Source organism: Qaidamihabitans albus (genome assembly GCF_016464705.1).
Lineage (GTDB): Bacteria > Actinomycetota > Actinomycetes > Mycobacteriales > Pseudonocardiaceae > Qaidamihabitans > Qaidamihabitans albus.
This window is the reverse complement of record NZ_JAEHOB010000004.1, coordinates 365,083-390,293: the sequence shown is the minus strand read 5'-3', so window position 1 is coordinate 390,293 and position 25,211 is coordinate 365,083. Positions and strand designations below refer to the sequence as shown.

Here is a 25,211-nt window from a genome sequence, read left to right as displayed (position 1 = left end):
TTGGGAGCTTGCGGGATGGTCTCGGGATCAGGCGGCCGGCTCGGACCCGAGGGCTTCCAGGAACGAGCGCGCCCACCTGTCGACGTCGTGCGTGAGAACCTGACGACGTAAGGCGCGCATCCTACGCCGACCTTCGGCGGGGTCGAGCGTAATGGCCGCCTCCAAGGCGTTCTTCACCCCGTCAAGGTCGTGCGGGTTGACCAGGAAAGCGCTGCTCAGCTCGGCCGCGGCTCCGGCGAACTCCGACAGCACGAGCGAGCCGCCGAGATCATGCCGGCACGCGACGTACTCCTTGCACACCAGGTTCATCCCGTCGCGTAGTGGGGTGACCACCATCGCGTCCGCCGCGGAGAAGAAGGCGGCGAGCTCCTGGCGGTTGACCGACTGGTGCAGGTAGTGCACGACCGGGCGGCCGACGCGGGCGAACTCGCCGTTGATGCGCCCCACCATCTGCTCGATCTCACCGCGCATCCGCTGGTAGTGCTCGACCCGTTCGCGGCTCGGCGTCGCCAGCTGGATGAACGTCACTTCCTCCGGCTTCGCCCTGCCCTCCTGCAGCAGCTCGTGCAGGGCCTGTAGCCGCAGGTCGATGCCCTTGGTGTAGTCGAGCCGGTCGACGCCGAGCAGTACCGTTCTGGGGTCGCCGAGGTCGGCGCGGATCTGTGCCGCCCGGTCGCTGACGGCCTTCGTTCTGGCCAGCGAGTCGAGTCCGGCCGCGTCGATCGAGATGGGGAAGGCGCCGACCCGGACGGTCCGGTCGCCGACCTGGACCATGCCGGGCCGGGACCGCACGCCGACGGCGCCGCGGCTCGGTTCGAGGCCGATCAGCTGGCGGGCCAGCCACAGGAAGTTCTGCGCGCCGCCGGGCCGGTGGAAGCCGACGAGGTCGGCGCCGATGAGGCCGCGCACGATCTCGGCGCGCCACGGTAGCTGCATGAACAGCTCGACCGGCGGGAACGGGATGTGCAGGAAGAAGCCGATCCGCAGGTCGGGGCGGAGTTCGCGGAGCATGGTCGGCACGAGCTGGAGCTGGTAGTCCTGCACCCACACCGTCGCGCCCTCGCCGGCGACGGCGGCGCTGGCCTCGGCGAACCGCCGGTTGACCCGGACGTAGCTCTCCCACCAGCTGCGGTCGAAGATCGGCCGGGCCACCACGTCGTGGTAGAGCGGCCACAGCGTGGCGTTGGAGAACCCCTCGTAGTAGTCACGGACCTCGGCGGAGGTCAGCGCGACCGGGTGCAGCACGAGGCCCTCGTCGGTGAACTCGTCCACCTCGACGTCGGGCACGCCAGGCCAGCCGACCCAGGCGCCCTTGCGGGACCGCAGGAACGGTTCGAGTGCAGAGACGAGCCCGCCAGGGCTCTGGGTCCAGCGCTGGCTGCCATCCTGGGTGCGTTCGAGGTCGACGGGTAGCCGGTTGGCGACGACAACGAACTCGGCCCGTGCGCTGGATTGCTCCGTTGTTTCCGCAGATGGCATACCTAGAACACTATCGCGATCCGGTCAGTCGAGACGGCGGCCAGGAACCAGCGGCCCCGCCATTCGCGGCCCCGCCAGCTTGCGTTCGAGGCGGCCGAGACCGGTGCGCAACGGCTGGGCGAGGAACTCCCCGAGCACCACGCCCGCGGCCAGGGCCAGCCCGATCGCGACGGCGGACATGAGCGTCGCCAGGTTGCCGTTCTCGGCCAGCCGCGACAGCCCGCTGTAGGTGACGAAGCCGGGAAGCAGGGGGGTGATACCGGACACAGCCACGACGAGCGGCGTCACCTTGAGCCTGCGCGACAGCACGCCACCGCCGAGCCCGACGAGGGTGGCGGCAATGCCGGACGCGGTGATCTGGTCGGTCTCGAACAGCCTGAGGAACCCGTACGACGCGGCACCGACGGCGCCCGCGACCCCGGCGACGAGCAGCGGGCGCAGCCGTGAGTACGAGGCGAGCGCGAAGCAGGCCGCCGCGGACGAGCCCGCCAGCATGACGACGTGCAAGCCGTAGGTGGACAGGGTCGTCGTGGCGGGTGGCGGCGTACGCGAGGCGCCGAGGGTCGCGGCGAGCTCGATGGCGAAGGCGACACCGGTGATCAGGCCCGCACTCATCAGCGCGACCTCCAGGCTGCGCCCTGCCGCCGTGACGTAGTAGCCGGTGATGGCGTCCTGCACTGCCGACACAGTGGACAATCCGGACAGCAACACCGTCAGGGCCGCGGCGACCACCAGCGTTCCGTTGTCCAGCGGGACGACGTCGATGTTGACGATCGCGATGGCGGTGAGCGTGGCGACGAGGCCGCCGACGACCTGCTGGAAGAAGAACGGCAGCCGGACCTTGTTGACCAGCCGCCCGACGCGGTCGACGACGGAGCTGATCACGAACGCGACCAGCGCCGTCCACCCGTCGCCGCCGAGCAGGACGGCGATGCTCGCCGCCATGCCGCCCCAGGCGAGCGTGGAGACCCAGCGGGGGTAGGGGTGCCTGGCGCCGGTGATCCGGTGCAGCTCGGAGTACGCCTCCTCCGGGCTGATCTGACCGCTGGTGAGCTTGCGGACGAGGAGCTCGGTGTCGGAGAGCCGGGTGTAGTCGAGGCTGCGCGAGCGGACCACCCGCAACGCCGTGACCGGGGGCAGATCGCTGCCGCGGTGGCAGCTCACCGTGATCGAGGTGAAGATGACGTCCACCTCGCAGTGCGGCAGGCCGAGCGCGTTGGCGAGGGCGAGAATGGTGGCGGTCACGTCCGAGGCGCCCGCGCCGTTGGTCATTTGGACCTCGCCGATGCGCAGCGCGAGGTCGAGTACGAAGTGCACGGTCGCCTCGTCCGGGAGCTCCGGCCCCATCGCCGTGGTCGTCTCGACGGCGGGCAGCTCACCGGTCGGTGCCTCGAGGATGTGCCAGGCGCGCTGACGGGTCTCGCGGCCGCGCCTGCGCCGGGCGCTCTGCTTGTCGTGGTTGTCCTCGGCCGGCGCTTCCAGGATCTGCCACGCACGCCGACGATTGGCCGACGCCCTGCCACGCGGGCTGATCTTCATCGCCTACCTCCTCGCTGTTCCCGGGGAGCATCGACCGGCGCACCACGACCGTTGCATGTTCATCGGAGTGGCGTGCACCACGTTGGATCCTCACCGCGGGTCCGCCGCCATTCTGCTCGCCGTGCGGCCGGGCGGCATCGTTTCGCGGGGTGGTCTATATAGTTGGGCCGAGCCCGCCCACGGGCAGTCGTGAGCGGGGTCAGGCCGACATAGCTCAGCTGGTAGAGCAACTGTCTTGTAAACAGTAGGTCAGGGGTTCGAGTCCCCTTGTCGGCTCCGGCGGCAGGCAGCGAGCCGGTCAGGACTCGTGAGTGCGTACACGGGTCAGAACTCGGCTCAACACTCACGAGCGGTGGACTCGCGGGGGCCGGTTCCTCAGGCGGGCGTTGTCGAGGACGTGGACGTCGGCGCGAGCCGTACCTGGTTGCGGCCGCCTGCCTTTGCGGCGTACACGGCGCTGTCGGCGGCCATCATCAGCTCGTCGAGCGTGGAGATGCCCGGGTCGGGGTAGACCGCCGCCCCGATGGACACCGTCACCCGGACCGGCTCCCCCGGCACTCCGGCGATGTCGACGGCGAGGTGCTCGACGCGCCGTCGGACGCGTTCGGCGATCCGCAGCAGGTTCGTGCTGTCCCCGACCTCGGGGATGACGACCGTCAGTTCCTCGCCACCCCAGCGGCAACAGGCGTCCTGGCTGCGGATCTCGTCGGCGAGTTCGTGTGCGACGGCCTTGAGGACCTCGTCGCCGGCCAGGTGGCCGTGGGTGTCGTTGACGTTTTTGAAGTGGTCGATGTCGAGGATCAGCAGGCCGGCGGCCTGGCCGGTGCTGTGGGCGCGGCCGAACGCCTTCTCCGCCACCGGCCGCCACCACTTCACCGTGGTCAGACCGGTCTTGGCGTCAGTGCGGGAGGCATTCTGGTACTGGTGGATCAGGACGCCCCGATGCATGATCACCAGTGTCGGCACGATCGCGGCGAGCACCACCGGATGAGTCAGCAGCACCGTGGCGGCGATGAGGCCGAGCCCCATGGCCCCGGCCTCCAGCAGCTGCTGCGAGAAGTTGGTGAACAGATCACGCGCGGGCCGCTGAGGATCGGACAGCGCGATCGCGGCCATGACCAGTCCACAGTTGAGCAGCCAGCGCAGCCCCGCCGCCAGTACGACGACTCCGAGGTCGGCCAGCCCCGCGGGCAGCGCCGGATCGGGCAGCCCTGGGTAGTGGTGCATGCCCTGGGCCAGCACGGCGACGGCCGCGTGGCTGCCGATGAGCACGGTGGCGCAGGCGAAGATCCACCGATGTGGCACCACCGGGCGCTGACTGGGCCAGATGCGGTACCAGGCCATCGCGTAGGTGGCCACGACCATGGCCGTGGCGAGCACCGGGGGCAGCACGAGCACCGCGGCGAACGACCACAGACCTTTGGTGTCGACGTAGGCGACCGACTCGTGCCGCAGGTACTCTCGCTGCCGTTCGATCTGCCGGGTCAGCTCGATCGACGCGGCCGCACACACTGCCAGGACGGCGAAGCGGACCAGGTCGACGGTGTGAACCGGGACCAGGAAGGCGGTCGCGACACTGGTGACGATGGCGACGGCGTTGACGACCAGCAGATAGCGCCGCACCGGGGCGGGGGCGTTCCACAGTCCCCAGCCGGCGACCCATCTCCGTGGCCCGGCGATCAGCTTGTGCACCAGATCCCATCCGCGCGAATACGATCCTCGTTCGTGTGATTTACCGTAACCGATCGTCTACACAAGGTCCCTGTTTCGAGCGAAGTGCTTCGCTCTGTAACCGCGTTCCACCCAGTTGGACTAACGGCCTAACTTGTGAGCCAACGACCATCACCCGATACAGGGAATGGAAGGAGGTGTCCCCGCCATGCGTGACAACAACTGGACCTGACATGACCGGTCTCCCAGCGACGTCACTAGCCGGAGGAAGAGGTGAACCTCATGCAGCGCGACAACAACTGGACGTGACTATGACTCGGCGACTCAGCGTTGCTTGCCGGTAGGCGGGAGCGAGAAGGCGTCCGCCTACCGGCCGGTCCTGTCGTCCGGCACCGCTCCAGCAGGGGACGAGGTCGTGCGCGACCACGCTCCCCACGCCACCGCGGCCACCACGGTGCCCAGCACGGCGGCCAGGCCGATCACCAGTGCCGGGGTCAGCAGCTGCGCGACCAGCCCGGACACCACGATCCCCAGGCCCTGTGCGGCCCGTAACGCCGCGATCGCCACCCCGACGGCCTGCCCTCGCTGTGCGGCCGGCACCTCGGCGACGTAGGTCGCCTGGGTGACCATGTCGTGCGCGGAGAAGGCACCGCTCGCCGTCCACAGCAGCACCAGCACCAGCAGCGACGGCTGCCACGCGGTGGGCAGCAGCACCAGACTGCTGGCGACCGCCAGCGGTCCCAGCAGGGCGAGCCTGCGCTTCGGGGCGACCCTCTTGAGTATCACCATGCCGAGCACGGTCCCCACCGGATTGGCGGCCAGCAGCCAGCCCACCGCGGCCGTGCCCGCCTGTATCTGACCGGCCATGGGCACGGCCAGGCCCTCGGGCACCACATAGAAGCCCGAGCAGCAGGCGATCAGCAGCAGGACCCGTAGCCGCGGGCTCGCCGCGACGAGGCGCCATCCACCGGTGATCGTGGCCCACCTGCCTTGCGTGGCGGCGCCCGCCGTCGCGCGGTCGGGGCGGTGCGCGCGCAGGCCGAGCCGGATCAGCAGGGCTGAGATCAGGAAGGTCGCCGCGTCCACCCACAGCGCCCCCGACGTGCCCAGCCAGGCGACGACGGCCGCGCCCGCGCCGAAACCCAGCACCAGCCCGGCCTGGTAGGTCATGGAGATGACGCCGAGGCCGATCACCAGCGCGTCACCGTCGAGGATGTCGGGAAGCGCCGCCTGGCGAGCGGCGGCGAACGGGGCCGCCAGCAGTTGCACCACGACGAGCAGCGCGACCTGGCCGGCAAGCGGCATGCCCGGCACCGTCATGGCCGCGACCACGACCGCCCTGGCCACGTCGGTGACCACCATGACCGTGCGACGGGAGTACCGGTCGGCGACCCCGGCCAGCACCGCGCCGCCGACCAGGTCGGGCACGTAGCTCACCGCATACGTGAGCGCGGCCAGCCCGGCCGAGGCCGTGCGGTCGTAGACCAGCACCGTCAGCGCGACCCGCGCCAGTTGGTCGCCGGCCACCGACAGCACGTGTGCCAGCCACAGCCGGCGGAACTCGCCAACGGCGAACAGGGCACGGTAAGTCGTCGCCTGCTGACTCATGGTTGCCACAGTGTGCCCGGCCGGGTCGCCGTCCGTCTGCACAACGGCGAATTCGGCCGCTCTACCGGCTGCGCCGGAGGTGCATGTGGATGGCCGCGTGCAAGTATCCGTGCATGGACGTCCTGCGCTACACCGCGTTCACGACCGTGCCCGAGGGCGGAAACCCCGCGGGTGTCGTGCTGGACGCCCGCGGCGCCGACGACGCGGCGATGCAGCGCGTGGCCGCGGAGGTCGGCTACTCCGAGACGGCGTTCCTGTTTCCGGGCGCGGAGCGGGCCGAGCTGCTGGTGCGTTACTTCAGCCCGCTGGCCGAGGTGCCGTTCTGCGGTCACGCGACGATCGCGTCGGCCGTCGCGTACGCCGAGCGCAACGGGCCCGGCTCGCTGCGCTACTCGACGGCGGCGGGCCCGGTGGCCGTGCGTACCTCGGTCGCCGCCGACGGCAGGGTCACGGCCACGCTCGTGAGCGTCCCGCCACGCACGACCGAGCCTGCGCCCGGTGACCTGGACGAACTGCTCGCCGCGCTGCGCTGGTCACCCGACGACCTCGCTCCGGACCTCCCGCCGCGCGTCGCCTTCGCGGGTGCGTGGCACGCGGTGCTCGGCGCGGCCACGCGGGAACGCCTCGCGGCTCTCGACTACGACTTCGACCGGCTCGGCGCCCTGATGGCCGCCCGGGGCTGGACGACGGTCGCGCTCGTCCACCGGTCGGACGAGCACACGTTTCACGCGCGCAATCCCTTTCCGCCCGGCGGAGTGGTGGAAGATCCCGCCACCGGCGCGGCCGCCGCCGCGCTCGGCGGGTACCTCCGCGAGCTCGGGTGGGTCACGCCGCCGGTCGCCCTGACCGTGCACCAGGGCGACGACATGGGACGTCCGAGCGTGCTCGCGGTGGACGTCCCGGCCGAGCCGGGCAGCGGCATCGCGGTCTCCGGCTCGGCGGTCGCGCTTCCCGCCGGATGAACCACCGGCAGCGGTAGCTCGTAGTCGATGCTGTCCTCGTCGACCGTGCCGAGCGCTCCCGGCCACAGCCGTGCGATACCGAGCCGGGCGGGTTCGTTGTCGGCCAGTACGTCGGCCTCGAAACGGGTGATGCCGTGGGCGGCGGCCCGTTCCGCGAGGCGGGTGACCATCGAGCGGCCGACGCCCCGGCGCTGCCAGGCATCCGCCACGAGCACGGCCAGCTCCGCCCTCGCCGAGCGCGGCCGGCGCACGTACTGGGCGAGCCCGACCGCCTGTTCGCCGGCGACCGCGACGACGGCCTCATGGGTGTCGTGGTCGATGTTCGCGAGCTGGCGTAGCAGCGCCGCCGGAATCGCCGGTGTGCCGACGAAGAAGCGCTGGTAGAGCGATCTGGACGACAACCCGGCTGACATGGCCTCGATCAGCCGTACGTCCCGCCGTTCGAACAGGCGGATGCACGGTGAGGGTGCCGGAAAAAAGAAACGATCGATCGTGCTATTTATTGGGGCCAGTTCTGCGTCGGGAAACATGCTGCCGTCTTTCCGGTCGGTCGGGTGTGGGAGTGGCTCAGCGGGCGGCGTCGAGCAGCGCCTCGAAGGCCCGCCTCGCCCGCTGCTCGGCCTTCGGGTCGGCGAGCAGCCGAGCGGTGTGGACGTAGGCGAGCAGGATCCCGTGCAGGTCCTGCGCGAACTGGTACGGATCGGCGTCCGCGCGGAACCGGCCTTCACTGATGCCGGTGCGGAAGACCTGCGCCACGGTGTCGGCGAGATCGCGCTCGTCGTTGACAAGCAACTCGCGCACCGCGCCTGGCTGATCGTCGAACTCGGTGGCGGCAGCGGTGAAGATGCAGCCGCCCTCCAGTGCGTCTCCCCGGCACCAGCTCAGCCAGTGCTCGAACAGCGCCCGCACCCGCTGCTCGCCACGTGGCGTGGCGAGCGCGGGCCGGATCACCAGGTCGACGAACCGGTCGCGGGCGTGGCGCAGCACCTCCAGTTGCAGCGACTCCTTGGAGCGGAAGTGTGCGAAGAGGCCGCTCTTGGACAGTTCGGTCCTCGCGGCGAGCGTGCCGATGGTGAGCGCCTGCAGGCCGGTCCTGCTCGCGATCTCGGTCGCCTCGTCCAGGATCACGCGCTTCGTCGACTGGCCTTTGCTCATGACCCTTTTTAGCACGACCGTTCGTTTTAGGCAATCGATGCCGGTACTGTGCCTCAGCCGGGATCGAACACCCCGACCGCGTCGTAGGCGTGCCACGACCCCTCACCCTTGTGCAGGGTGAGCACGTTCTCGCCGGCCGCCAGCGCCGCCGCCGGAAGCGGAAGCTCCACGATGGACGGCTTCAGCGGCGTGCCCGGCACCGTGGCGTCGCCCTCAAGCGACCCCCTGGTGGCGCCGTTCTCCAGTGCGACGTTCCCGACCGCGGTGCCGTTGCAGGACACGTCCAGCCGCCCCGGGATGCTCGCGTGCGTGTCGATCAGCCACACCGCGAGCGCCAGGTCACCGGCCGGTGCGGCGGGCAGCTCGAACCGCAGCCGGAACGTGTGCGCCCTGCTGCCCGCCCAGCGGTCGGCCGGTCCGGGATGCAGGTACGGCCAGTGGGTGCCCGGCGTGCTCACCCCGTGGACGTAGTCGGCGCCGTCCGGGAACCGGGCCGGGTAGTCGGCGTACCCACGGGGAGCGAGCGCGAGCTCCAGGCTCCTCAGGTCGAACTCGCCGACCACGGCGACCGGCCTGCCCGCGACCGTCACCGACTCCACCGATGTCGCGCGCAGCGGCCCGGCCGGGGCGCTCGACCTGCCCGCGGCGTCCACCGTGACGACCCGGTAGTGCCAGGTCCGCCCTCGCGGCCCGAGCCCTTCGTGGCGCAGGTGCGTGTCGATCGTCTTGCCGATCAGGGTGTCCGCCGACGGCCGGAACGCCGGATCGCGCGAGCCGTACACGGCGAAGTGGTCGACGAGCGGCCGGTACGGCCGGCGTGCCTGCCAGCCGAGGTCGATCCGGCCGATGCCGCCCTCGGCGGCGAGCGAGTGCACTACAGGGACGACGCCGCTCATCACGCCTCCCGCTTCAGGCCGGGCCTGCCGGCCTCGGTGACGAACCGCGCGACGGTGGAGACCGCGGCCGTGTCGTCGCGCTCGACGTGGTCGACGACCTTGAACTCCGAGGTGAGCCGTTCCGGCGTCATCGTGGCGAGCACGTAACCGCGGCGGCCGTCGTAGAACCTGACGTGCGGATTGCTCAGCCACAGCTCGGTGTAGCGGTCCGTCGGCGCGCCGTCGCCGTCCGAGCCGACGGAGCTCGCCACGAGCTCGGTGCCGATCGTGGCGGAGTCCGGGTCGGTGAAGTCGGCCTTCAGCTCGGCGGCGACGTGCCGGTGGATGTCGCCGGTGAGCACTACCAGGTTGTCGATGCCGAACCGCCGGACCGCGTCGAAAAGCCGGTCGCGGTTGGCGGTGAAGCCGTCCCACTGGTCCATGCTGAACGTCCGGCCCGGCCCGGTGTCCCGGTCGATCTGCGCCATGACGACCTGCTGCGCGAGCACGTTCCAGGTGGCGCCGGAGCGCCGCAGTCCCTCGGTGAGCCAGCGTTCCTGCCGCTCGCCGAGGATCGAGCGGTCCGGATCGGTGTGCTCGCCGCCCGCACCCGAGTCCTCGGGGAAGTCGTCCCGGTACTGCCGGGTGTCCAGCACGTGCACGTCGGCGAGACGGCCCCATGCCAGCCGTCGGTACAGCCGCATGTCCGGACCGTCCGGAATGGACGACCGGCGTAGCGGCATGTTCTCGTAGTAGGCGCGGTAGGCCACCGCCCGCTGCCGCTCGAAGTCCTCGATCGAGATGCCGTACTGCGAGTGCGCGTCGGCGTAGTTGTTCTGCACCTCGTGGTCGTCCCAGGTGCTCACCCAGGGCGCCCGCGCGTGGGCCCGCCGCAGGTGCGGGTCGGTCTTGAACAGCGAGTACCGCAGCCGGTACTGCTCCAGCGTGCGCACCGTGGCGTCGTGTGCGGGGCCGAGCTCGACGCCGTGGCGCCACAGGTTGCCGGAGTTGATCGCGTACTCGTAGATGTAGTCACCGAGGAAGAAGACCAGGTCGAGGTCCTCCTCGGCGAGATGCCGGTAGGCGGTGAAATGCCCGTGGTACCAGGCCTGGCAGGACGCCGTCGCGAACGAGAGCCGGTCCACCCGCTCGCGCGGCCCCGGCGCCGTGCGCGTCCGGCCTGCCGGGCTGATCTCCCCGCCCGCGCGGAACCGGTAGAAGTACTCGCGGCCAGGGCGCAGTCCCTCGACCTCGGGGTGTACCGAGTGCGCCAGCTCGGCGGTGGCGACCGCGCGCCCGCGCCGCACCACACGCGAGAACCGCTCGTCCTCGGCGACCTCGTAGTGCACGTCGACCGCCCGGCCGGGCATCCCGCCGTGGCCGTCGGGTGCCAGCGCGTCCGGGGCCAGCCGGGTCCACAGCACCACGCTGGTCGGCTCCGGATCCCCCGAGGCCACGCCGAGCCGGAACGGATCCGGGGGCACGCGGTCACCGCCGGTGCGGGCGGCCGCCGGTACGCCGCTGCCGAGCGCGACTGCGGCGGCGCTCACGCCCGCGAGGGCGAGGAAGTCACGTCTGTTCGGTAACGAGTCACTGGCCGAGCTGCGCACGCGTGTGCTCCCATCTCTGTGCGGTCATTTCACGCCCCCCGACGTGAGTCCGGCGACGATGCGCCGCTGGAACAGCAGGACGGCGATCACCAGCGGCACCGTCGCGATGACCCCGGCGGCCATGCGGGTGCCGAACGGGCTGTCGTGTGCGGCGGTGCCGACGAACTGGGAGATCCGGACGGTGACCGTCTGCATTCCCGGTTCGTTCACCATCGTCAGCGCGATGATGAACTCGTTCCACGCCACGACGAACACGATGATCGCCGTGGTGAAAACGCCGGGAACCGCGAGCGGCAGGATCACCTTCCGGAACGCCTGCCCCGGCGTGCAACCGTCCACTCTGGCCGCCTCCTCCAGCTCCACCGGCAGCTGGCGGAAGAACATGGTGAGATACCAGATCGCCAGCGGCAGCGCGAAGGACAGGTTCGGCACGATCATCGACTGGTAAGTGTTGATCCAGCCGATGTCGGTGAACAGCTTCAGCAGCGGTACGAGCAGTGAAATCCCGGGAAACATCGAGGTGGCGATCACCACCGCGAGCACCGCGTTCTTGAACCGGAAGTTCAGCCGGGCCAAGGCGAACCCGGCGAGCGTGGCCACGACGACCGTGCCGACCGTGGTCACGCCGGCCACCACGAGGCTGTTCAGCAGCGCCCGGCCGAACTGGTTGTCCCCGCCGAACACGGCCCGGTAGTTCTCCAGCGACCACGGCGAGGGCAGCGCGGAGAGGTCGAAGATGTCGCTGGTGCGCCGGAAGCTCGACACCACCATCCAGTAGAACGGCGCGAGGCAGTAGCCGACGATCACGGCGACGCCGAGGTAGGGCGCCCACCGGCGCAGGACTGCGGTCATGACGGCACCTCCCGTCGCCTGGCGCGCCGGTCGCCGAGCAGGTCGGCGCCGAGCAGTTTGACGAACACGAAGGCCACCGCCGCCACGTAGAGGAACAGGATCACCGCGTACGCGGCGGCGGGCCCGTAGCGCACCTGGTTGGCCTCGTCCCAGGCCAGCATCGACAGGGTCTCCACCGACCCCTTCTGCGCGCCGACCAGCACGAACGGCAGGTCGAACATGCGCAGCGCGTCCAGCAGGCGGAACAGCACGGCGACCAGCAGTGCCGGTTTGACGAGTGGCAGGGTGACCCGCCAGAACTGCTGCCATGCGTTCGCACCGTCCAGCCGGGCGGCCTCGTAGACGTCGGCCGAGATCAGCTGGAGCCCGGCGAGCACGAGCAGCCCGACGAACGGCGCGGTCTTCCAGGTGTCGGCGATGATCACGGCGAACTTGGCGGGCCAGCCGTCGGCCGTCCACAGCAGGTCGGCGCCGAGCAGCGAGTTCGCCACCCCGTCGGCCTGGAAGATCCAGCGCCACAGCAGCCCGGCCACGGCCGTCGGGATCGCCCACGGCACGAGGATCGAGGCGCGCACCAGGCCACGGCCACGCATGGCCCGGTGCATCACCACCGCCATCGCGGTGCCGATCACGACCTCGGCCGCAACGGTGGTGCCGGTGAACAGCGTCGTGTTGGCGAAGGCGTTCCAGAACCGCTCCGCGGAGCCGCCGAGCGCGCCTGCGTAGTTGTCCAGCCCGACGAACCGCTCGCCGGACACGATGAAACCGGACTCGTCGAGCTCGTCACCGCTGCGGAACAGCGACTCACGCAGCGCGGCCACCAGCGGATACCCGACCACCAGCGTGAGCACGAGGAATGTCGGTGACAGCAGCAGCGCCGCCGTCCGCCCCGTGCGATTCACTCAGGACTCCTTGGCGATCTCGGTCAGTCCCTGCTGCATCGCCGACAGCGCGGCGTCGACGGTCTTGTCACCGTTCAGTGCCGCGTACACGTTCTCCTGGATCACCGTGCTGGCGTCGCCGTAACGGACCAGGGACGGCCGCGGACGGGCGTTCTCCGTGCCCTCCTTGAGGACCGTCAGGTAGGGGTACTGCTCCCGCAGGCCGGGGTCGGAGTACACCTCGGTCCTCGTCATCGGGTAGGCCGAGCCCCTGGCGTGTTCGAGCTGGGTCTCCAGAGCGGTCAGGTACGCGATGAAGTCGCGGGCCGTCGCCTGCTTGGCGGAGAACGACGAGACCGCCAGGTTGTTGCCGCCGAGCGACGAGACGCCCGGCCCGTCCTTGCCGGGGATCACGGTCACGTCGAACTTCCCCGCGACGCCGGAGGAGCCGTCGGTGGCGTTCATCAGCGCGTAGATGTAGGCCCAGTTGCGGTGGAAGATCAGCTTGCCCTGCTGGAAGGCCCTGCGTCCCTCCTCTTCCTTGTAGGTGATGGCCTCCGTGGGCATCGTCCCGTCCCGGAAGCCGTCGACGAGGAACTCCAGGCCCGCCTTGGCCTCCGGGGTGTCGAGGCGCGGGTTGCCCTGCTCGTCGGTGACCTGCCCGCCCGCGGAGGCGACGGCCTCGGAGAAGTTGACCGTCAGGCCCTCGTACTTGTCGAACTGCCCTGCGTAGCACGACGCGTCCTTCGCCTCGGGCAGCGCGAGCACCTTCTCGCAGGCGGCCCGCATCTCCTCCCACGTGGTCGGTGGTTGCACGCCCGCCTTGTTCAGCAGGTCCTCGCGGTAATACAGCATGGCCGAGCCGGTGAAGTGCGGGATCGAGTAGAGCTTTCCGCGGTACTCCGAACCACGCAGCGGTGCCTGGAACAACCCGTCCACATCGAACTGTTCGCGGGGCAGCTCGGTGATCCACCGGCGCGCCGCGAACTCGGCGTTCCACGGCAGGTCGATCGTGACGACGTCGTAGGCGCCGGACTTCGTCTGCGCCTGCTGGACGAGCTTCTGCCGCTGGCCGTCCGCGTCCTCGGGCAGCTCGACGATGCTGACCTTCTGGTCGGGGTGCTCGGAGTTCCAGCGCTCCACCAGCTCGGGCACCGTGCCGGTGCCGTCCTTGAGGGTGGCGAACGTGATCGGGCCGCGCCCGTCGGATCCGCCCTCCGCCGGGTCGTCCGCGCCCGAACCGCATGCCGTCGTGACGAGCGCGCTCGTCACGAGCGCCGCGATCGCTGCCTTCCTCATCGTGCTACCTCCGTGTTGGGTGCCGCTGCTTCATGCAGGCTGATGACGGTGCCGGCGTGGCGCGCGCGTTCCGCGGCCCAGACCAGCCGGTGGGTTGCGAGGCTTTCCCGGCCGCTGCTGAGGATCAGGCTCTCGTCGCCCGCCGCGACCGCGTCGACGAAGGCGTCGACGAGCCCCTGGTCGCCGCCGCCGTGTCCGTCCCCGGCCGTGGCGCCCTCGCGGGTGCCGGTGTGCACGACCTCGGTGCCGTTGAGGAAGTCGTGCACGGTGATGCTCTCGCCGTCGCCTTCGAGCGATCCGCGCGTGCCGAAGATCCTGGTCTTGCGGTGGCTCACCGGCGCGAACGCGGTCATGGTGAACGATGCGGTGACGCCGCCGGTGTACTCGATGTCCACCACCTGGTGGTCCACCACGTCGTTGTCGCAGGCGTACACGCAACGGCCGTAGGGGCCCTCGCGCAGCGCGGTCCGCACGCCCGCCTCGGTGCGGTCGTCGGTGACCACCGACAGCGGCCACGTCCGGTCGGGCTCGTCGAGCAGCGGCAGGTAGATCCGCGGCGCGGAGTAGGGGCAGGTCGCCTCGACGGCGCAGTCGAGGCAGCGGTCGGCCGCGCCCTCGGGCCTGCGTTCCGGCCGGAACTCGTACAGCCCGCCGAAGGAGGACACCCGCACCGCGGGCCTGCCGATGACGTGCGCCAGCCAGTCCAGGTCGTGGCACGACTTGGCCATCAGCATGAACGTGGACTCGTCCTCGCGCCGCCAGTTCCCGCGCACGTAGGAGTGCGCGTGGTGCCACCAGCCCACCGGTTCGAGGTGCTCGACGCTGACCACGTCGCCGATACGGCCGCTGTCGACGATTCCCTTCAGTGCGCGGGTGTAGGGGGTGTAGCGGAGCACGTGGCAGACGGCGAGCAGTACCCCGGACTCCTCGGCGGCCCGGACGATGCGCTCGCTGTCCCGCTCCGTCGTCGCCATCGGCTTCTCCAGCAGCAGGTGGTAGCCGCGGCGGGCGAGTTCGACGGCGGGTTCGACGTGCGCCCTGTCCTGGGTCGAGATGACGGCGACGTCGGCGAGGCGCGGCCGGGTGAGCAGTGCGCGCCAGTCGTCGAGCACGGCGTCCGCGGGCAGGTCGTGTTCCCCGGCCAGCCTCGTGCGCGCCTGCGAGCGCGGTTCGGCGACGGCCGTCACGCGTGCACGGCCCGTCCGGGCCGTGCACGCGGCGTAGGTACGCCCCCGGGATCCCGCCCCGACGATGGCGATGGTGACCGGCTTCGGCAAGCATCCTCCCGGCGACGGTGTGTTATTAATGAAACTTTCTTTAATTAATGTCGCATGGTCTATCATTCGCCTGGTCGCCGGTCAAGGGAGAGGTTGTTGTCCAGTTCGCGTCCGGAGGGCGGCGGGCAGTCGCTGCTGCGGTTGATCAACTCGGTCGCGGTGCTGTCCGCGCTGCGTGAGTCGAGCCCCGCCACGCTCACCAACCTGGCGAGCAGCACCGGGCTCTCGCGGCCCACGGTCGAAGCGGCCATCGAGGACCTGGTCGAACAGGGCTGGGCGTCGGAACTGCAGGCCGGTGCGGAGGGACGCGTGGGCAGGCCGGCACGCCGCTACGTCTTCCGTGCCGACAGCGGTTACGTGCTGGGCTTCGACGTCGGCGCACATCGCGTGCTGGGCGTGCTCGCCGATCTCAACGGGCAGGCAGTGCACACCGCGGAGAAGCAGGTCGACCCCCAGCTGGACGCCGACAGCCGGGTGACCGTGGTGCGCAACGTGGCAGCCCGCTGCCTCGCCGGGGGCGGCATCGAGCGTTCGCGGTTGATGGGCGTGGCGGTGGGCTGTCCCGGCATCATCGCCCCGGACGGCACCGTCACGGTGTCCACGGTCATTCCCGGCTGGGTCGACCTGCCGCTGTCCCGCAGGCTCTCGCGCTCGTTCGCCTGCCCCGTGCTGGTGGACAACGACGCGAATCTCGCCGCGCTCGCCGAGCGGTCCCACGGCGTGGCACGCGATGTCGACGAGCTGATCTACCTGCTGATCGGGCGCCGGATCGGTGCGGGGCTCATTCTCGGCGGCCGCGTACACCGCGGCTTCGGCGGCGCCGCGGGCGAGATCGGCCTGCTGGACCCGCCGAAGTGGGAACGGGTCCGGGAACTGCTGCTGGGGCCGGCGACGGCCGAGTCCATCACCGGCCGGGACCACCAGGTCACCGCGCAGCTGCTCGACGAAGCCAGGGAAGGCGACGAACGCGCACTGGCCATAGTGGACGATTTCTGCGCGACGCTGGCCCAGCACGCGGCGGCGATGACGCTGACCGTCGATCCGGAGATGATCGTCATCGGGGGTGGTCTGGCCAGCGCCGAAGACCTGCTGCTACCCCGGTTGCGGCGGCACGTCGATCAGGTGTGCATCAGGACGCCGCGGCTCGCGGCGTCCACAGTGGGCGAGGAGGCGGTAGTACTCGGCGCCGTGCAGCTCGCCCTGCATGCCGCCGAGGACGCGCTGCGGCAGCAGGCGCGCAGCGGCGTCGCTCTGCGCGGCTGACAGGTCCCCGGTCTCTTGACGCGGTGCGAGCGAGAACGCAAGCTCTCCTGATCACTCGGCCGGGGCGGAGGGAGCTGGAGCGCATGGCGGGGTTGCACGGCGAGGACGGCGGGTTCGTCCGCGTACTCGGCAGGCGGGACGTGATCGCGATCGCGTTCGGGGCGATGATCGGCTTCGGCTGGGTCGTGCTGACCGGTGATTTCCTCACCGACGCGGGCAGCCTCGGCGCCGCACTCGCGTTCGTGATCGGCGGGATCGTGGTGGCCCTCGTCGGGCTCACCTACGCGGAGTTGGTTTCGGCCATGCCCGCGGTCGGCGGCGAGCACAACTATGCGCTGCGCGCGCTCGGCGCCCGGCCCGCGTTCATCACGTCGTGGACCCTGGTGCTCGGCTACGTGTCCGTGGTGGCCTTCGAGGCGGTCGCGCTACCGCAGACCCTGCTGTACCTGGCACCCGACCTGCCCGCGGGCAGGCTCTGGTCGATCGCGGGATACGACGTCTACGCCACCTGGGTGGCGGTCGGTGTCGCCGGAGCGCTCGTGATCACCGCGCTGAACTACGTGGGTGTGCGGCCTGCCGCGGTGTTCCAGACCATCGTGGTGCTGTTCCTCCTGGTGATCGGTGTGCTGCTCACCGCGGGCTCGGCGGTCGGCGGCTCGGCGGCCAACCTCGAACCGCTGTTCTCCGGCGGGACCTCGGGCATCCTGCTTGTGGTGGTCGCCACGCCCTTCCTGTTCGTGGGCTTCGACGTGATCCCGCAGTCGGCAGGGGAGATCAACCTGCCGCCGCGCCGCATCGGCGGGCTGCTGGTGATCTCGGTCGGCCTGGCCGTCGCCTGGTACGTGATGATCATGTTGACCGTGGGCTCCGGACTCGCCTCCGGCGCCCGCACGGAGTCCGAGCTGCCCACCGCCGAGGCGATGGCCTCGCTGTGGGGCAGCCCGGCGATGGGGACGGTGCTCGTCGTCGGCGGGATCGCGGGCATCCTCACGAGCTGGAACGGCTTCCTGCTCGGCGCGAGCAGGCTGCTGTTCGCGATGGCCTCGTCCGGAATGCTGCCGCGGTGGTTCGCCCGGGTACATCCGCGCTTCGGCACGCCCGCCAATGCGGTGCTCTTCGTCGGTGGGTTGTCGATCGTCGCGCCGCTGTTCGGCAGGCAGATGCTGGTGTGGCTGGTGGACGCGGGCAGCCTGAGCATCATCGTCGCCTACCTGATGGTGGCGCTGAGCTTCCTCGTGCTGCGCCGCCGGGAACCGGACATGCTCCGCCCGTTCCGGCTGCCGCTCGGCCGTACGGTCGGAACCCTCGCCGTGCTGCTGAGCCTGGGCACCGCCGTGTTGTTCCTGCCCGGCATGCCCGCCCAGCTGATCTGGCCCTACGAGTGGGTCATCGTCGGCGTGTGGTGGCTGGCCGGGATCGCGCTGGTGCTGCGGTTGCCGCGGATCCGGGCGGGTGCGGACGCGGAGGACCGGTTGGCCCGGACCCTCCACCGGCGCGCCGCACGCCCCCACTCACGAGGTTGGAGCGCCGGTCAGCCCGGCGGCAGGCGGTAGGCGACGGCCTCAAGGCCGTACTCGAGCGACTGCGGGCTCAGTACCAGCGTGTCGCCCGTGATCAGCGGCAGGAACTCGCCCTTGGCCTGCTCTCCGCCGGTGAGCTGGTTCTCCAGGCTGGCGACCTGCTCGGTCCGCCCGGTGGCCGGTCCAGCCGGTACAGCTCCGGTCCCACCTTGTTCAGCACGTGCAGCCGGTCTCCGGTGGTGGGCCGCACGAACTCGGGGGAGGCCCCGGCGGGCAGGTTCGTACGCCACCGCTGCTCGCCCGTGTCCAGGTCGATGCCGATGAGCTGGCGGTCGCTGATCTCCTCGCTGGCGTCCGCCCAGTCCCCGGCGATCATCGTGTCGCCGACGATCGCGAAGGCGGAGCTGTCGAACCGGGAGATCCAGTGCCGCCTGAACCCGGCGGCGAGTTCGGAGCCGTCGTTGCCCCTGCGCACTTCGAGCCGCCGCCCGCCGGTGTCGTCGAAGACCTCGTACCACTGCCGGAAACAGCACGCGTTGTCGATGTCGACGTGTGCGATCACCGGAGGGCCGGCGGAGAGAATGGCAGGCTGTGCCTCGTCGTCCGCCTCCACGGTGGTGACCCACCGCTGCTCGCCGGTGTCCGGGTCCAGTGCCCACACCCGCCAGTAGCCACCCATCCGGACCTCCTCGCCTTCGCAGCGGGTCGTCACCAGCAACTGGGTGGCGGACGCCCGCAGATCCTCCACGGCGAAGCAGTCCGGCAACGGGGTGTTCCACACCTCCTCGCCGGTCCGGCCGTCGGTCCTGAGCACCGCGGCGGTGAAGTCCCTCGGGACGTCCCAGATCTGCTGGCTCGGGCGGCCGAGGTAGACGGCGTCCTGCTGGACGTACATGGCGGCGTCACCGAAGTCGCGCAGCGAGAACTTCGTGTTCCGCACCATCTCACCGGTGTCGAGGTCGAACACCGCGAGGCGGTTGCATTCCTTGGGCCGCACCGAGTAGGTCATCGCGGCGATCGATCCGCCGCCGAGGTTGACCATGCAGACCTGGTCGTGCTCCGGAACCGGTGTCTCCCAGACGATCTCGCCGGACACCGGATCGATGCGGGCCACGGCCGCATCACCGAGCCGGATCAGGTCCCCGTCGTGCACATGGCTGTACTTGGCGATCTTGTCCCAGCCGATGTAGTCCTCGGGGTAGTCCGAGCGGTCGGCCTCGACCTTCCACGCCACCGGCAGGTGCGGCACCGGTCCCTCCGTGGCAGGCCCGTCGTCGCGGGTCACGGCGAACACCGTCACCACACCCCCGACGGCCAGGACCAGTACCAGTGCGACGACCAGGAGCCACCACGGGCGCAGGCGCCTGCCGGGCGGCTGGAACGGCGGTTGTCCCGGTGGAGGCGGTGGCCCGGGGTAGGCCGACCACGGACCCTGCGGCCGCGCGTAGCCCTGATGCGCCGGCGGGTACGGCTGTTGCGGGTACGGCTGTTGCGGATACGGCGGGCCGCCTCCGGTCATGACTCCCCCTCGGTGCTCCGCGCCGGTCACCACGCCAGGTTGAAGATCCAGATACACAGCCCGGGTCCCCTGTCCCGGGCCAGCAGCACGGAGTTCTGCAACGTGTTGCCGTCGACGGTGCCGGTGATGACGGCCTTCATGTTGTCGTCGGGACCTTCGGCGGGGCCGACCTCGACGTCGGCGGGGCCCTTGATGATCAGGTCGACCTCGTCCTCGGTTTCTCGCGTGATCGTGGGGCTGTTGTCCGCGCACATCAGGGCCATCGCGGCCGCCTTGTCGCCGCTGTCGAACGCGGCGTTGAGGCGCTGGACCAGCACGTCCTTGTCGGTGATGCCGGTGCCGCCGGGCAGCGGCGCGCTGGTGGTGGTCGCGGCGGCGGAGCTGCTCGGCGCGGGAGCGGCCGCGGCGGCGGGTTCGGGGTCGCCTTCGTCGCCGTTGTCGAGGAGGAAGCCCGGGTACCCGAACGCCGTCACGGCGAACAGGACCGCGGCGCCGAGACCGCCGGCGAGGCCGGACCACAGCCCGCGGTTGCGCCGGGGCGGGGGAGCACCGGGTGGCGGCCCGTATCCCGGCGGCGGGTAAGGGCCACCGGGCGGCGGGCCGTAGGCGGGCGGATAGCCGGGCGGATAGCCCTGTGGCGGGTGCCCTGGCGGACGGCCGGGTCCCTGCTGATACGGCGGGCCCGGCTGCTGCGGCCTGCCGCCGTACTGCGGATAGGTCATGGTGATCTCCCCCTGGATCTTCGTACCCTAACGGCGGCGTGTCCCCGCCGCAGCCGAATCGTCGATCGCGGCCGTGAGGGCATCGATGCCCGCCGCGATGGCGCGTTCGCCGAGCGACGAGTAACCGAAGATCAGGCCCGCGGGGCCCGGGGCGGACATACGGTACGGCGCGACGCCGTGCACGTCGACGCCATGCCGCGCCGCGGCGGCCACCACGGCCGCCTCGTCGAGACCCGGTGGCAGCCAGGCGACGAGATGCAGCCCGGCGGCGACCCCGGCCGGTTCCAGCTCGGGCAGCCTCTCCCGCAGGGCGGCCAGCAGGGCGTCCCGGCGGCGCCGGTAGACCGGCCGCATCCGGCGCAGGTGGCGGTCGAACTCACCGCGGGCGAGGAAGTCGGCGAACGCCAGCTGGTCGAGCGCCGGGGAGCCGCGATCCGCCGCGACCTTGGCCTCGGCGACGTCGTCGACGAGGTGGCGGGGCAGCACGAGCCAGCCGAGCCGCAGCCCGGGGGCGAGGGTCTTGCTCGCCGAGCCGGCGTAGGCGACCCGGTCCGGGGCCAGCCCCTGCATGGCGCCGATCGGCGCGCGGTCGTAGCGGTACTCCGCGTCGTAGTCGTCCTCGATCACCAGTGCCCCGCGCCGGTGCGCCCAGTCGAGCACCGCGGCCCTGGACTCGGCGGAAAGCACCCCACCGGTGGGCCACTGGTGCGAGGGCGTCAGCGCCACGGCGTCCGCCCGGACGCGGTCGAGCGCGTCGACCCGGACGCCGTGCTCGCCGACCGGAATCCCGACGACCTCCAGCCCGGCCGCCTCGGCCGCCGCCCGCGCGTCGTCGGTCGCGGAGGGATCCTCGACGGCGAACCGCTTCGCGCCGGCGCGCGCCAGCACGTGTACCAGCAGCGCGATGCCCTGTGCGTACCCGCTGGTGAGCACCATGTTGCCTGGCGCGGCCGAGGTGCCGCGCACGCGGTCGAGGTAGCCGGCGAGTTCCTCCCGCAGTTCCGGCACGCCGCGACCGCTGGGGTAGCCGAACCGTTCGCCAGGGGCCTCGGTGAGCACCCGCCGCAGCGAGCGCAGCCAGGCGGCGCGAGGAAAGCTGGATACGTCACCGCGGCCGTAGCCGAAGTCGATCCTCGGCGTGGCCACGGGTTCCGCCGGCTCGGGCACGGGTGGCGGCGGCGGGCTGATCGCCACCTGTGTGTATCCGCCCGCGCGGCTTGTCAGGTACCCCTCGGCCGTGAGCTGCTGGTACGCCTCCACGACGACGCCGCGCGAGACTCCGAGGTCGGCGGCGAGCGCGCGGGTGGGCGGCAGCGCGGTCGCGTACGGCAGCCGCCCGAGCCGGATGCTGTCCCGGATGGACGCCTCGATCTGCCGGTGCAGCGGGACCCCGCCGTCACGGCGCAGCTCGACGAGAAGGCTGCCCGCGAGCCGCGAATTGGTCCTGGAACCGGCCATCGGATTGGAGCTTACCGAGTGGACCGAATTCCACAACGATTCTTCGCATGACGGTGCTGACGGGGCTTCCCTCCGACCGGCTCGACGGGCAGGTGCTGCTGCCCGGCGATACCGGCTACGACGAGGCACGGAGCGTCTGGAACGCGATGGTCGACCGGCGGCCGCGGATGATCGTCCGCTGCGCGAGTACCGGTGACGTGGTGGCGGCGGTGCGGGCCGCCCGGGAAATGGGCCTGGAGATCGGCGTGCGGTGCGGCGGGCACGGCGTGGTGGGCTCGGCCGTCCCGGACGGCGGTCTGATGATCGACCTGACGCCGATGGGCGCGGTGCGGGTGGACCCGGCGCGGAGCCGCGCGTGGGCTCAGGGCGGCGCGCTGCTCGGTGCGCTGGACCGGGCGGCACAGCGGCACGGCCTGGCGACCACCGCGGGCAACGTCTCGCACACGGGCGTCGGCGGGCTGACCCTCGGCGGCGGAATGGGCTGGCTCGCCAGGAAGTACGGGCTGGCCTGCGACAACGTGGTGTCCTTCGAGCTGGTGACGGCGGCGGGTGAGGTGCTCCGGGTGAGCCGGACGGAGCATCCGGACCTGTTCTGGGGCCTGCGCGGCGGTGGCGGGAACTTCGGTGTGGTCACCGAGTTCGAGTTCCGGCTCCACCTGGTCGGGACGCGGGCGCTGGTCGCCGAGTACGACTTCCGCATCGATCAGGCCGGGCGGGCGCTGGCCGCCTGGCGGGACCTGAACGAGCGGGCACCCAGGGAGGCCATGTTCACCGCGGAGGTCGGCGGCGACGGTGTGGTGACGGCCGGCTTCGTCTGGGTCGGCGACCCGGAGCGGGGCAGGCGGCTGCTGCCGGAGATGCGCGCGCTGGGCGCCCCGGTCGCCGAGCGCGTCACCGAGATGTCGTATCTGGGGCTCCAGTGCCGGGAGGACACGCCAGGGCGGCACGCGCTGCGGCGGTACTCGAAGGGACACTACCTGACGCGGTTCCCCGACGAGGCGATCGAGGCGTTCCTGCTCCGGGGCACTGTGGACGGTCGCGGCGAGCACCTGCCGAGCGTGGGGTTGCAGGCGCACGGCGGGGCGATCGCCGAGGTCGGGGAAGAGGATACGGCGTTCGGCCACCGGGGCGCGCTGTTCGAGTTCGGTGTGAGCGCGCGGTGGTCCGATCCGGCCGAGGACGAGAGCCGCGCCGCCGCCGCGCGGCGCGCCGCGGCGGCGCTCGACCCGTATGCCCGCGGCGTGTACGTCAACTCGCTCGGCGACGAGGGAGCCGAGGGAGTCCGCCGCGCCTACCCGCCCGGTGTGCTCGCCCGGCTGACGGCGCTGAAGAACGCCCACGACCCCGAGAACGTCTTCCACCTCAACCACAACATCGCCCCGGCCCCGCGAGTCCCCCGCTCGGACCCCTGAGTCCCCCGTTCAGGCCCGCGAGTTCCGCGTTGGCGATGCTGTCCTGGTGCGCCCGCGCGGCTGGAGTGGGGAACTCGCGGGTTGGAGCGGGGGACTCGCGGGACTACCGTTCGGCGACCGGGACGTCGGCACCGGCGCGCAGGAACACCGGGATCCGCTCCAGCGGAGCTTCCGCCTCGATCGTCGTGCCGCCCGCGTGCTCGACGCCCGTCCACGCGTCGGTCCAGCCGGTACCGGCAGGCAGGTAGACGGCGCGGGAGCGGGCGCCGGGGTCCAGGACCGGCGCGACGAGCAGGTCGGGGCCGAGCAGGAACTCGTCGTCGACGTCCCACGCCGCGCCGTCGCCGGGGAAGTCGACGAACAGGGGCCGCATCGGCGGCATGCCGGTGTCGTGCGCGATTCGCATCTGCGCCATCAGGTACGGCCGCAGCCGCTCACGCAGGGCCAGCGTCCGCTCGATCAGCTCGAGCGCCTCGTCACCGTAGGACCACACCTCGTTGGGCCCGCCCGTCATGTCCGGGCCGAACGGCGCCCGCGGGTCCCGCACCCCGTGCAGCCGGAACAGCGGGCAGAACGCGCCGTAGGAGAACCAGCGGACCATCAGCTCCCGATACTCCGGCGAGTCCGGGTCGCCGCCGTGGAAGCCGCCGATGTCGGTCGTCCACCACGGGATGCCGGAGAGCGCGACGTTCAGCCCGGCGCGCACCTGGGCGCGCAGCGACTCCCAGGTCGCGGGAATGTCACCCGACCACAGGGCCGCGCCGTAGCGCTGGCTGCCCGCCCACGCCGACCGGCACAGCAGCACCACCTCGTCGTCGCCCTCGGCGAGCGCCCCCTCGTGGAAGGCCCGCGCATTCGCCATCGGGTAGAGGTTGGCGACCTCGGACCCTGGTCCGGCGGCAAGGCTGAGGTTGTGCGGATGCCCCGGTTGCAGCTCGGGCTCGCAGCCGTCCAGCCAGAACGCCCGCACGCCGAGGTCGTAGTAATGGCGCTTCACCTTGTCCCACACGAACTCCCGCGCCCGGGCACTGGTCGCGTCGTAGAAGGCCACCGGCGTCTCGGCCGGCATTCCCTTGTCGTACCACGGGGCGTGCAGCGGCAGCCCCTGCTCGGTGGCCGCCAGGAGCCCGGCGTCGCGCATCGCCGGGTAGTTCTCGCTCAGCGGGCTCACCGAAGGCCACACGGACACCATCAGCCTGATCCCGAGCTCGTCCAGCTCACGGATCATCGCCGCCGGGTCCGGCCACTCGGCCGGGTCGAACCGCCAGTCGCCGAGGTGGGTCCAGTGGAAGAAGTCCGCCACGATCACCGACATCGGCAGGCCACGGCGGCGGTGCTCCCTGGCGACGCCGAGCAGCTCCTCCTGGCTGCGGTAACGTAGCTTCGACTGCCAGAACCCGCTCGCCCACTCCGGCAGGACGGGCGGGTGGCCGGTGGCGTCCGCGTACCGCGACAGCACGTCGGCCGGTGTCCGCCCCGCGGTCACCCAGTAGTCGAGCTGGCGGGCGCTGTCGGCCACCCACCTGGTGCCGTTCTCGGCCAGCTCCACCCTCCCGGTGCCCGCCATGTTCCAGAGCAGGCCGTAGCCGCGGCTGGACACGAGGAACGGGATGGACACCTCCCCGTTGCGCTGCAACAGGTCGATCACCATTCCCTTCTGGTCGAGCCGCCCGTGCGGGTGCTGGCCGAGGCCGAAGAGCCGCTCCCCGGGATAGGCGCGGAAGCGCTGCTCCAGCCGCGCGTACCCGCCACCGTGCGACTGGAACAGGCGGGCTCCCGGCCACCAGAAGTGCGCCTGCTCCTCGGCAAGCAGCTCCTCCCCGGTTTCGGTGCGGAGGAACCGCAGCAGCGACGTCACGCCCGTGTCCGTCGGCATCAGCTCCACGACGCCGGTGAGCGCCCCGTTGGTGATCCGGCCGTGCTCGGTGGCCACCTCGATGTCCACTTCGGACGGCTTTGCCGCGAGCAGCGCGCCGGGGACCTCGTCGAGCACGTCGTGCCGGCCCACCCGGACCCGCAGGCTGTCCTCGCCCCACGGCTCGATCCGGATGACCTCGTGGCGCACGCGCACCTCGAGCGCCTGCCCGCCGTCGCGGCTTTCGATCATGC

General features: G+C 71.2%; 19 protein-coding genes, 1 tRNA gene and 1 pseudogene. 5 read left to right on the top strand and 16 right to left on the bottom strand.

Annotation, left to right across the window (positions count from 1 at the left end; all coding sequences use genetic code 11):
• Nucleotides 1-27 precede the first annotated feature (27 nt).
• Complete coding sequence (locus JAP66_RS10825) at nucleotides 28-1,479, bottom strand: alpha,alpha-trehalose-phosphate synthase (UDP-forming) (RefSeq protein WP_199431501.1); 1,452 nt, start codon at nucleotides 1,477-1,479, stop codon at nucleotides 28-30.
• A gap of 24 nt (nucleotides 1,480-1,503) precedes the next feature.
• Complete coding sequence (locus tag JAP66_RS10820) at nucleotides 1,504-3,018, bottom strand: threonine/serine exporter family protein (protein WP_199431500.1); 1,515 nt, start codon at nucleotides 3,016-3,018, stop codon at nucleotides 1,504-1,506.
• Between the two features lie 203 nt (nucleotides 3,019-3,221).
• Between JAP66_RS10820 and JAP66_RS10815 the strand changes: the two genes are divergently transcribed.
• A tRNA-Thr gene (locus JAP66_RS10815) sits at nucleotides 3,222-3,294 on the top strand.
• 99 nt (nucleotides 3,295-3,393) lie between these two features.
• Here the strand turns inward: JAP66_RS10815 and JAP66_RS10810 are convergent.
• On the bottom strand, nucleotides 3,394-4,710 hold the full coding sequence (locus tag JAP66_RS10810) for a GGDEF domain-containing protein (RefSeq protein WP_307849516.1): 1,317 nt from the start codon (nucleotides 4,708-4,710) through the stop codon (nucleotides 3,394-3,396).
• A 345-nt stretch (nucleotides 4,711-5,055) separates the two neighbouring features.
• Nucleotides 5,056-6,297: an MFS transporter gene (locus tag JAP66_RS10805; protein WP_199431499.1), complete on the bottom strand. Its 1,242-nt coding sequence runs from the start codon at nucleotides 6,295-6,297 to the stop codon at nucleotides 5,056-5,058.
• 89 nt (nucleotides 6,298-6,386) lie between these two features.
• Here JAP66_RS10805 and JAP66_RS10800 point away from each other — a divergent pair, with 89 nt between their 5' ends.
• Nucleotides 6,387-7,259: a PhzF family phenazine biosynthesis protein gene (locus JAP66_RS10800; RefSeq protein ID WP_235998910.1), complete on the top strand. Its 873-nt coding sequence runs from the start codon at nucleotides 6,387-6,389 to the stop codon at nucleotides 7,257-7,259.
• 143 nt (nucleotides 7,260-7,402) lie between these two features.
• Here JAP66_RS10800 and JAP66_RS32075 read toward each other — a convergent pair.
• The 8 genes and pseudogenes from JAP66_RS32075 to JAP66_RS10760 all read right to left on the bottom strand — a co-directional run.
• A pseudogene (locus tag JAP66_RS32075) lies at nucleotides 7,403-7,672 on the bottom strand (GNAT family N-acetyltransferase); the annotation flags it as partial.
• A 154-nt stretch (nucleotides 7,673-7,826) separates the two neighbouring features.
• Entirely contained in the window at nucleotides 7,827-8,414 is a 588-nt protein-coding gene (locus tag JAP66_RS10790; protein ID WP_199431498.1) for a TetR/AcrR family transcriptional regulator, read from the bottom strand.
• A 53-nt stretch (nucleotides 8,415-8,467) separates the two neighbouring features.
• On the bottom strand, nucleotides 8,468-9,310 hold the full coding sequence (locus JAP66_RS10785) for a polysaccharide lyase family protein (RefSeq protein WP_199431497.1): 843 nt from the start codon (nucleotides 9,308-9,310) through the stop codon (nucleotides 8,468-8,470).
• A complete protein-coding gene (locus tag JAP66_RS10780; RefSeq protein ID WP_307849515.1) occupies nucleotides 9,310-10,839 on the bottom strand; it encodes an alkaline phosphatase D family protein in 1,530 nt (509 codons plus the stop codon). The genes JAP66_RS10785 and JAP66_RS10780 overlap by 1 nt, the downstream gene beginning before the upstream one ends.
• A gap of 84 nt (nucleotides 10,840-10,923) precedes the next feature.
• Nucleotides 10,924-11,751: a carbohydrate ABC transporter permease gene (locus JAP66_RS10775; protein ID WP_199431495.1), complete on the bottom strand. Its 828-nt coding sequence runs from the start codon at nucleotides 11,749-11,751 to the stop codon at nucleotides 10,924-10,926.
• Nucleotides 11,748-12,653, bottom strand: coding sequence for a carbohydrate ABC transporter permease (locus JAP66_RS10770; protein ID WP_199431494.1), 906 nt, complete (start codon nucleotides 12,651-12,653; stop codon nucleotides 11,748-11,750). The genes JAP66_RS10775 and JAP66_RS10770 overlap by 4 nt, the downstream gene beginning before the upstream one ends.
• Complete coding sequence (locus JAP66_RS10765; RefSeq protein ID WP_199431493.1) at nucleotides 12,654-13,931, bottom strand: ABC transporter substrate-binding protein; 1,278 nt, start codon at nucleotides 13,929-13,931, stop codon at nucleotides 12,654-12,656.
• Complete coding sequence (locus JAP66_RS10760) at nucleotides 13,928-15,208, bottom strand: Gfo/Idh/MocA family protein (RefSeq protein ID WP_199431492.1); 1,281 nt, start codon at nucleotides 15,206-15,208, stop codon at nucleotides 13,928-13,930. The genes JAP66_RS10765 and JAP66_RS10760 overlap by 4 nt, the downstream gene beginning before the upstream one ends.
• A 96-nt stretch (nucleotides 15,209-15,304) precedes the next feature.
• Here JAP66_RS10760 and JAP66_RS10755 point away from each other — a divergent pair, with 96 nt between their 5' ends.
• Both JAP66_RS10755 and JAP66_RS10750 read left to right on the top strand, forming a co-directional pair.
• Nucleotides 15,305-16,471: an ROK family transcriptional regulator gene (locus JAP66_RS10755; protein WP_235998909.1), complete on the top strand. Its 1,167-nt coding sequence runs from the start codon at nucleotides 15,305-15,307 to the stop codon at nucleotides 16,469-16,471.
• Nucleotides 16,472-16,554: 83 nt separating this feature from the next.
• Nucleotides 16,555-18,024 (top strand): APC family permease, encoded by a 1,470-nt coding sequence (locus JAP66_RS10750; RefSeq protein WP_199431490.1) that lies wholly within the window; start codon nucleotides 16,555-16,557, stop codon nucleotides 18,022-18,024.
• Nucleotides 18,025-18,085: 61 nt separating this feature from the next.
• Here the strand turns inward: JAP66_RS10750 and JAP66_RS10745 are convergent, their stop codons facing one another.
• From JAP66_RS10745 to pdxR, 3 genes are read right to left on the bottom strand one after another with little or no spacing between them, the layout of a single operon-like run.
• Complete coding sequence (locus JAP66_RS10745) at nucleotides 18,086-19,510, bottom strand: outer membrane protein assembly factor BamB family protein (RefSeq protein ID WP_199431489.1); 1,425 nt, start codon at nucleotides 19,508-19,510, stop codon at nucleotides 18,086-18,088.
• Nucleotides 19,511-19,536: 26 nt separating this feature from the next.
• A complete protein-coding gene (locus JAP66_RS10740; RefSeq protein WP_199431488.1) occupies nucleotides 19,537-20,232 on the bottom strand; it encodes a hypothetical protein in 696 nt (231 codons plus the stop codon).
• 27 nt (nucleotides 20,233-20,259) lie between these two features.
• Entirely contained in the window at nucleotides 20,260-21,690 is a 1,431-nt protein-coding gene (pdxR, locus tag JAP66_RS10735; RefSeq protein WP_199431487.1) for a MocR-like pyridoxine biosynthesis transcription factor PdxR, read from the bottom strand.
• Between the two features lie 47 nt (nucleotides 21,691-21,737).
• Here pdxR and JAP66_RS10730 point away from each other — a divergent pair, with 47 nt between their 5' ends.
• Nucleotides 21,738-23,102 (top strand): FAD-binding oxidoreductase, encoded by a 1,365-nt coding sequence (locus JAP66_RS10730; RefSeq protein WP_199431486.1) that lies wholly within the window; start codon nucleotides 21,738-21,740, stop codon nucleotides 23,100-23,102.
• A gap of 103 nt (nucleotides 23,103-23,205) precedes the next feature.
• Here the strand turns inward: JAP66_RS10730 and JAP66_RS10725 are convergent, their stop codons facing one another.
• Complete coding sequence (locus JAP66_RS10725) at nucleotides 23,206-25,209, bottom strand: glycoside hydrolase family 31 protein (protein WP_199431485.1); 2,004 nt, start codon at nucleotides 25,207-25,209, stop codon at nucleotides 23,206-23,208.
• Between the last annotated feature and the right edge of the window lie 2 nt (nucleotides 25,210-25,211).

Excerpts from the sequence above, each read along its gene's own strand:
- JAP66_RS10825 (WP_199431501.1), bottom strand. The coding sequence starts at position 1,479 with ATGCCATCTGCGGAAACAACGGAGCAATCCAGCGCACGGGCCGAGTTC.
- JAP66_RS10820 (WP_199431500.1), bottom strand. The coding sequence starts at position 3,018 with ATGAAGATCAGCCCGCGTGGCAGGGCGTCGGCCAATCGTCGGCGTGCG.
- JAP66_RS10805 (WP_199431499.1), bottom strand. The coding sequence starts at position 6,297 with ATGAGTCAGCAGGCGACGACTTACCGTGCCCTGTTCGCCGTTGGCGAG.
- JAP66_RS10800 (WP_235998910.1), top strand. The coding sequence starts at position 6,387 with ATGGCCGCGTGCAAGTATCCGTGCATGGACGTCCTGCGCTACACCGCG.
- JAP66_RS10790 (WP_199431498.1), bottom strand. The coding sequence starts at position 8,414 with ATGAGCAAAGGCCAGTCGACGAAGCGCGTGATCCTGGACGAGGCGACC.
- JAP66_RS10785 (WP_199431497.1), bottom strand. The coding sequence starts at position 9,310 with ATGAGCGGCGTCGTCCCTGTAGTGCACTCGCTCGCCGCCGAGGGCGGC.
- JAP66_RS10775 (WP_199431495.1), bottom strand. The coding sequence starts at position 11,751 with ATGACCGCAGTCCTGCGCCGGTGGGCGCCCTACCTCGGCGTCGCCGTG.
- JAP66_RS10765 (WP_199431493.1), bottom strand. The coding sequence starts at position 13,931 with ATGAGGAAGGCAGCGATCGCGGCGCTCGTGACGAGCGCGCTCGTCACG.
- JAP66_RS10750 (WP_199431490.1), top strand. The coding sequence starts at position 16,555 with ATGGCGGGGTTGCACGGCGAGGACGGCGGGTTCGTCCGCGTACTCGGC.
- JAP66_RS10745 (WP_199431489.1), bottom strand. The coding sequence starts at position 19,510 with ATGACCGGAGGCGGCCCGCCGTATCCGCAACAGCCGTACCCGCAACAG.
- JAP66_RS10740 (WP_199431488.1), bottom strand. The coding sequence starts at position 20,232 with ATGACCTATCCGCAGTACGGCGGCAGGCCGCAGCAGCCGGGCCCGCCG.
- pdxR (WP_199431487.1), bottom strand. The coding sequence starts at position 21,690 with ATGGCCGGTTCCAGGACCAATTCGCGGCTCGCGGGCAGCCTTCTCGTC.
- JAP66_RS10730 (WP_199431486.1), top strand. The coding sequence starts at position 21,738 with ATGACGGTGCTGACGGGGCTTCCCTCCGACCGGCTCGACGGGCAGGTG.
- JAP66_RS10725 (WP_199431485.1), bottom strand. The coding sequence starts at position 25,209 with ATGATCGAAAGCCGCGACGGCGGGCAGGCGCTCGAGGTGCGCGTGCGC.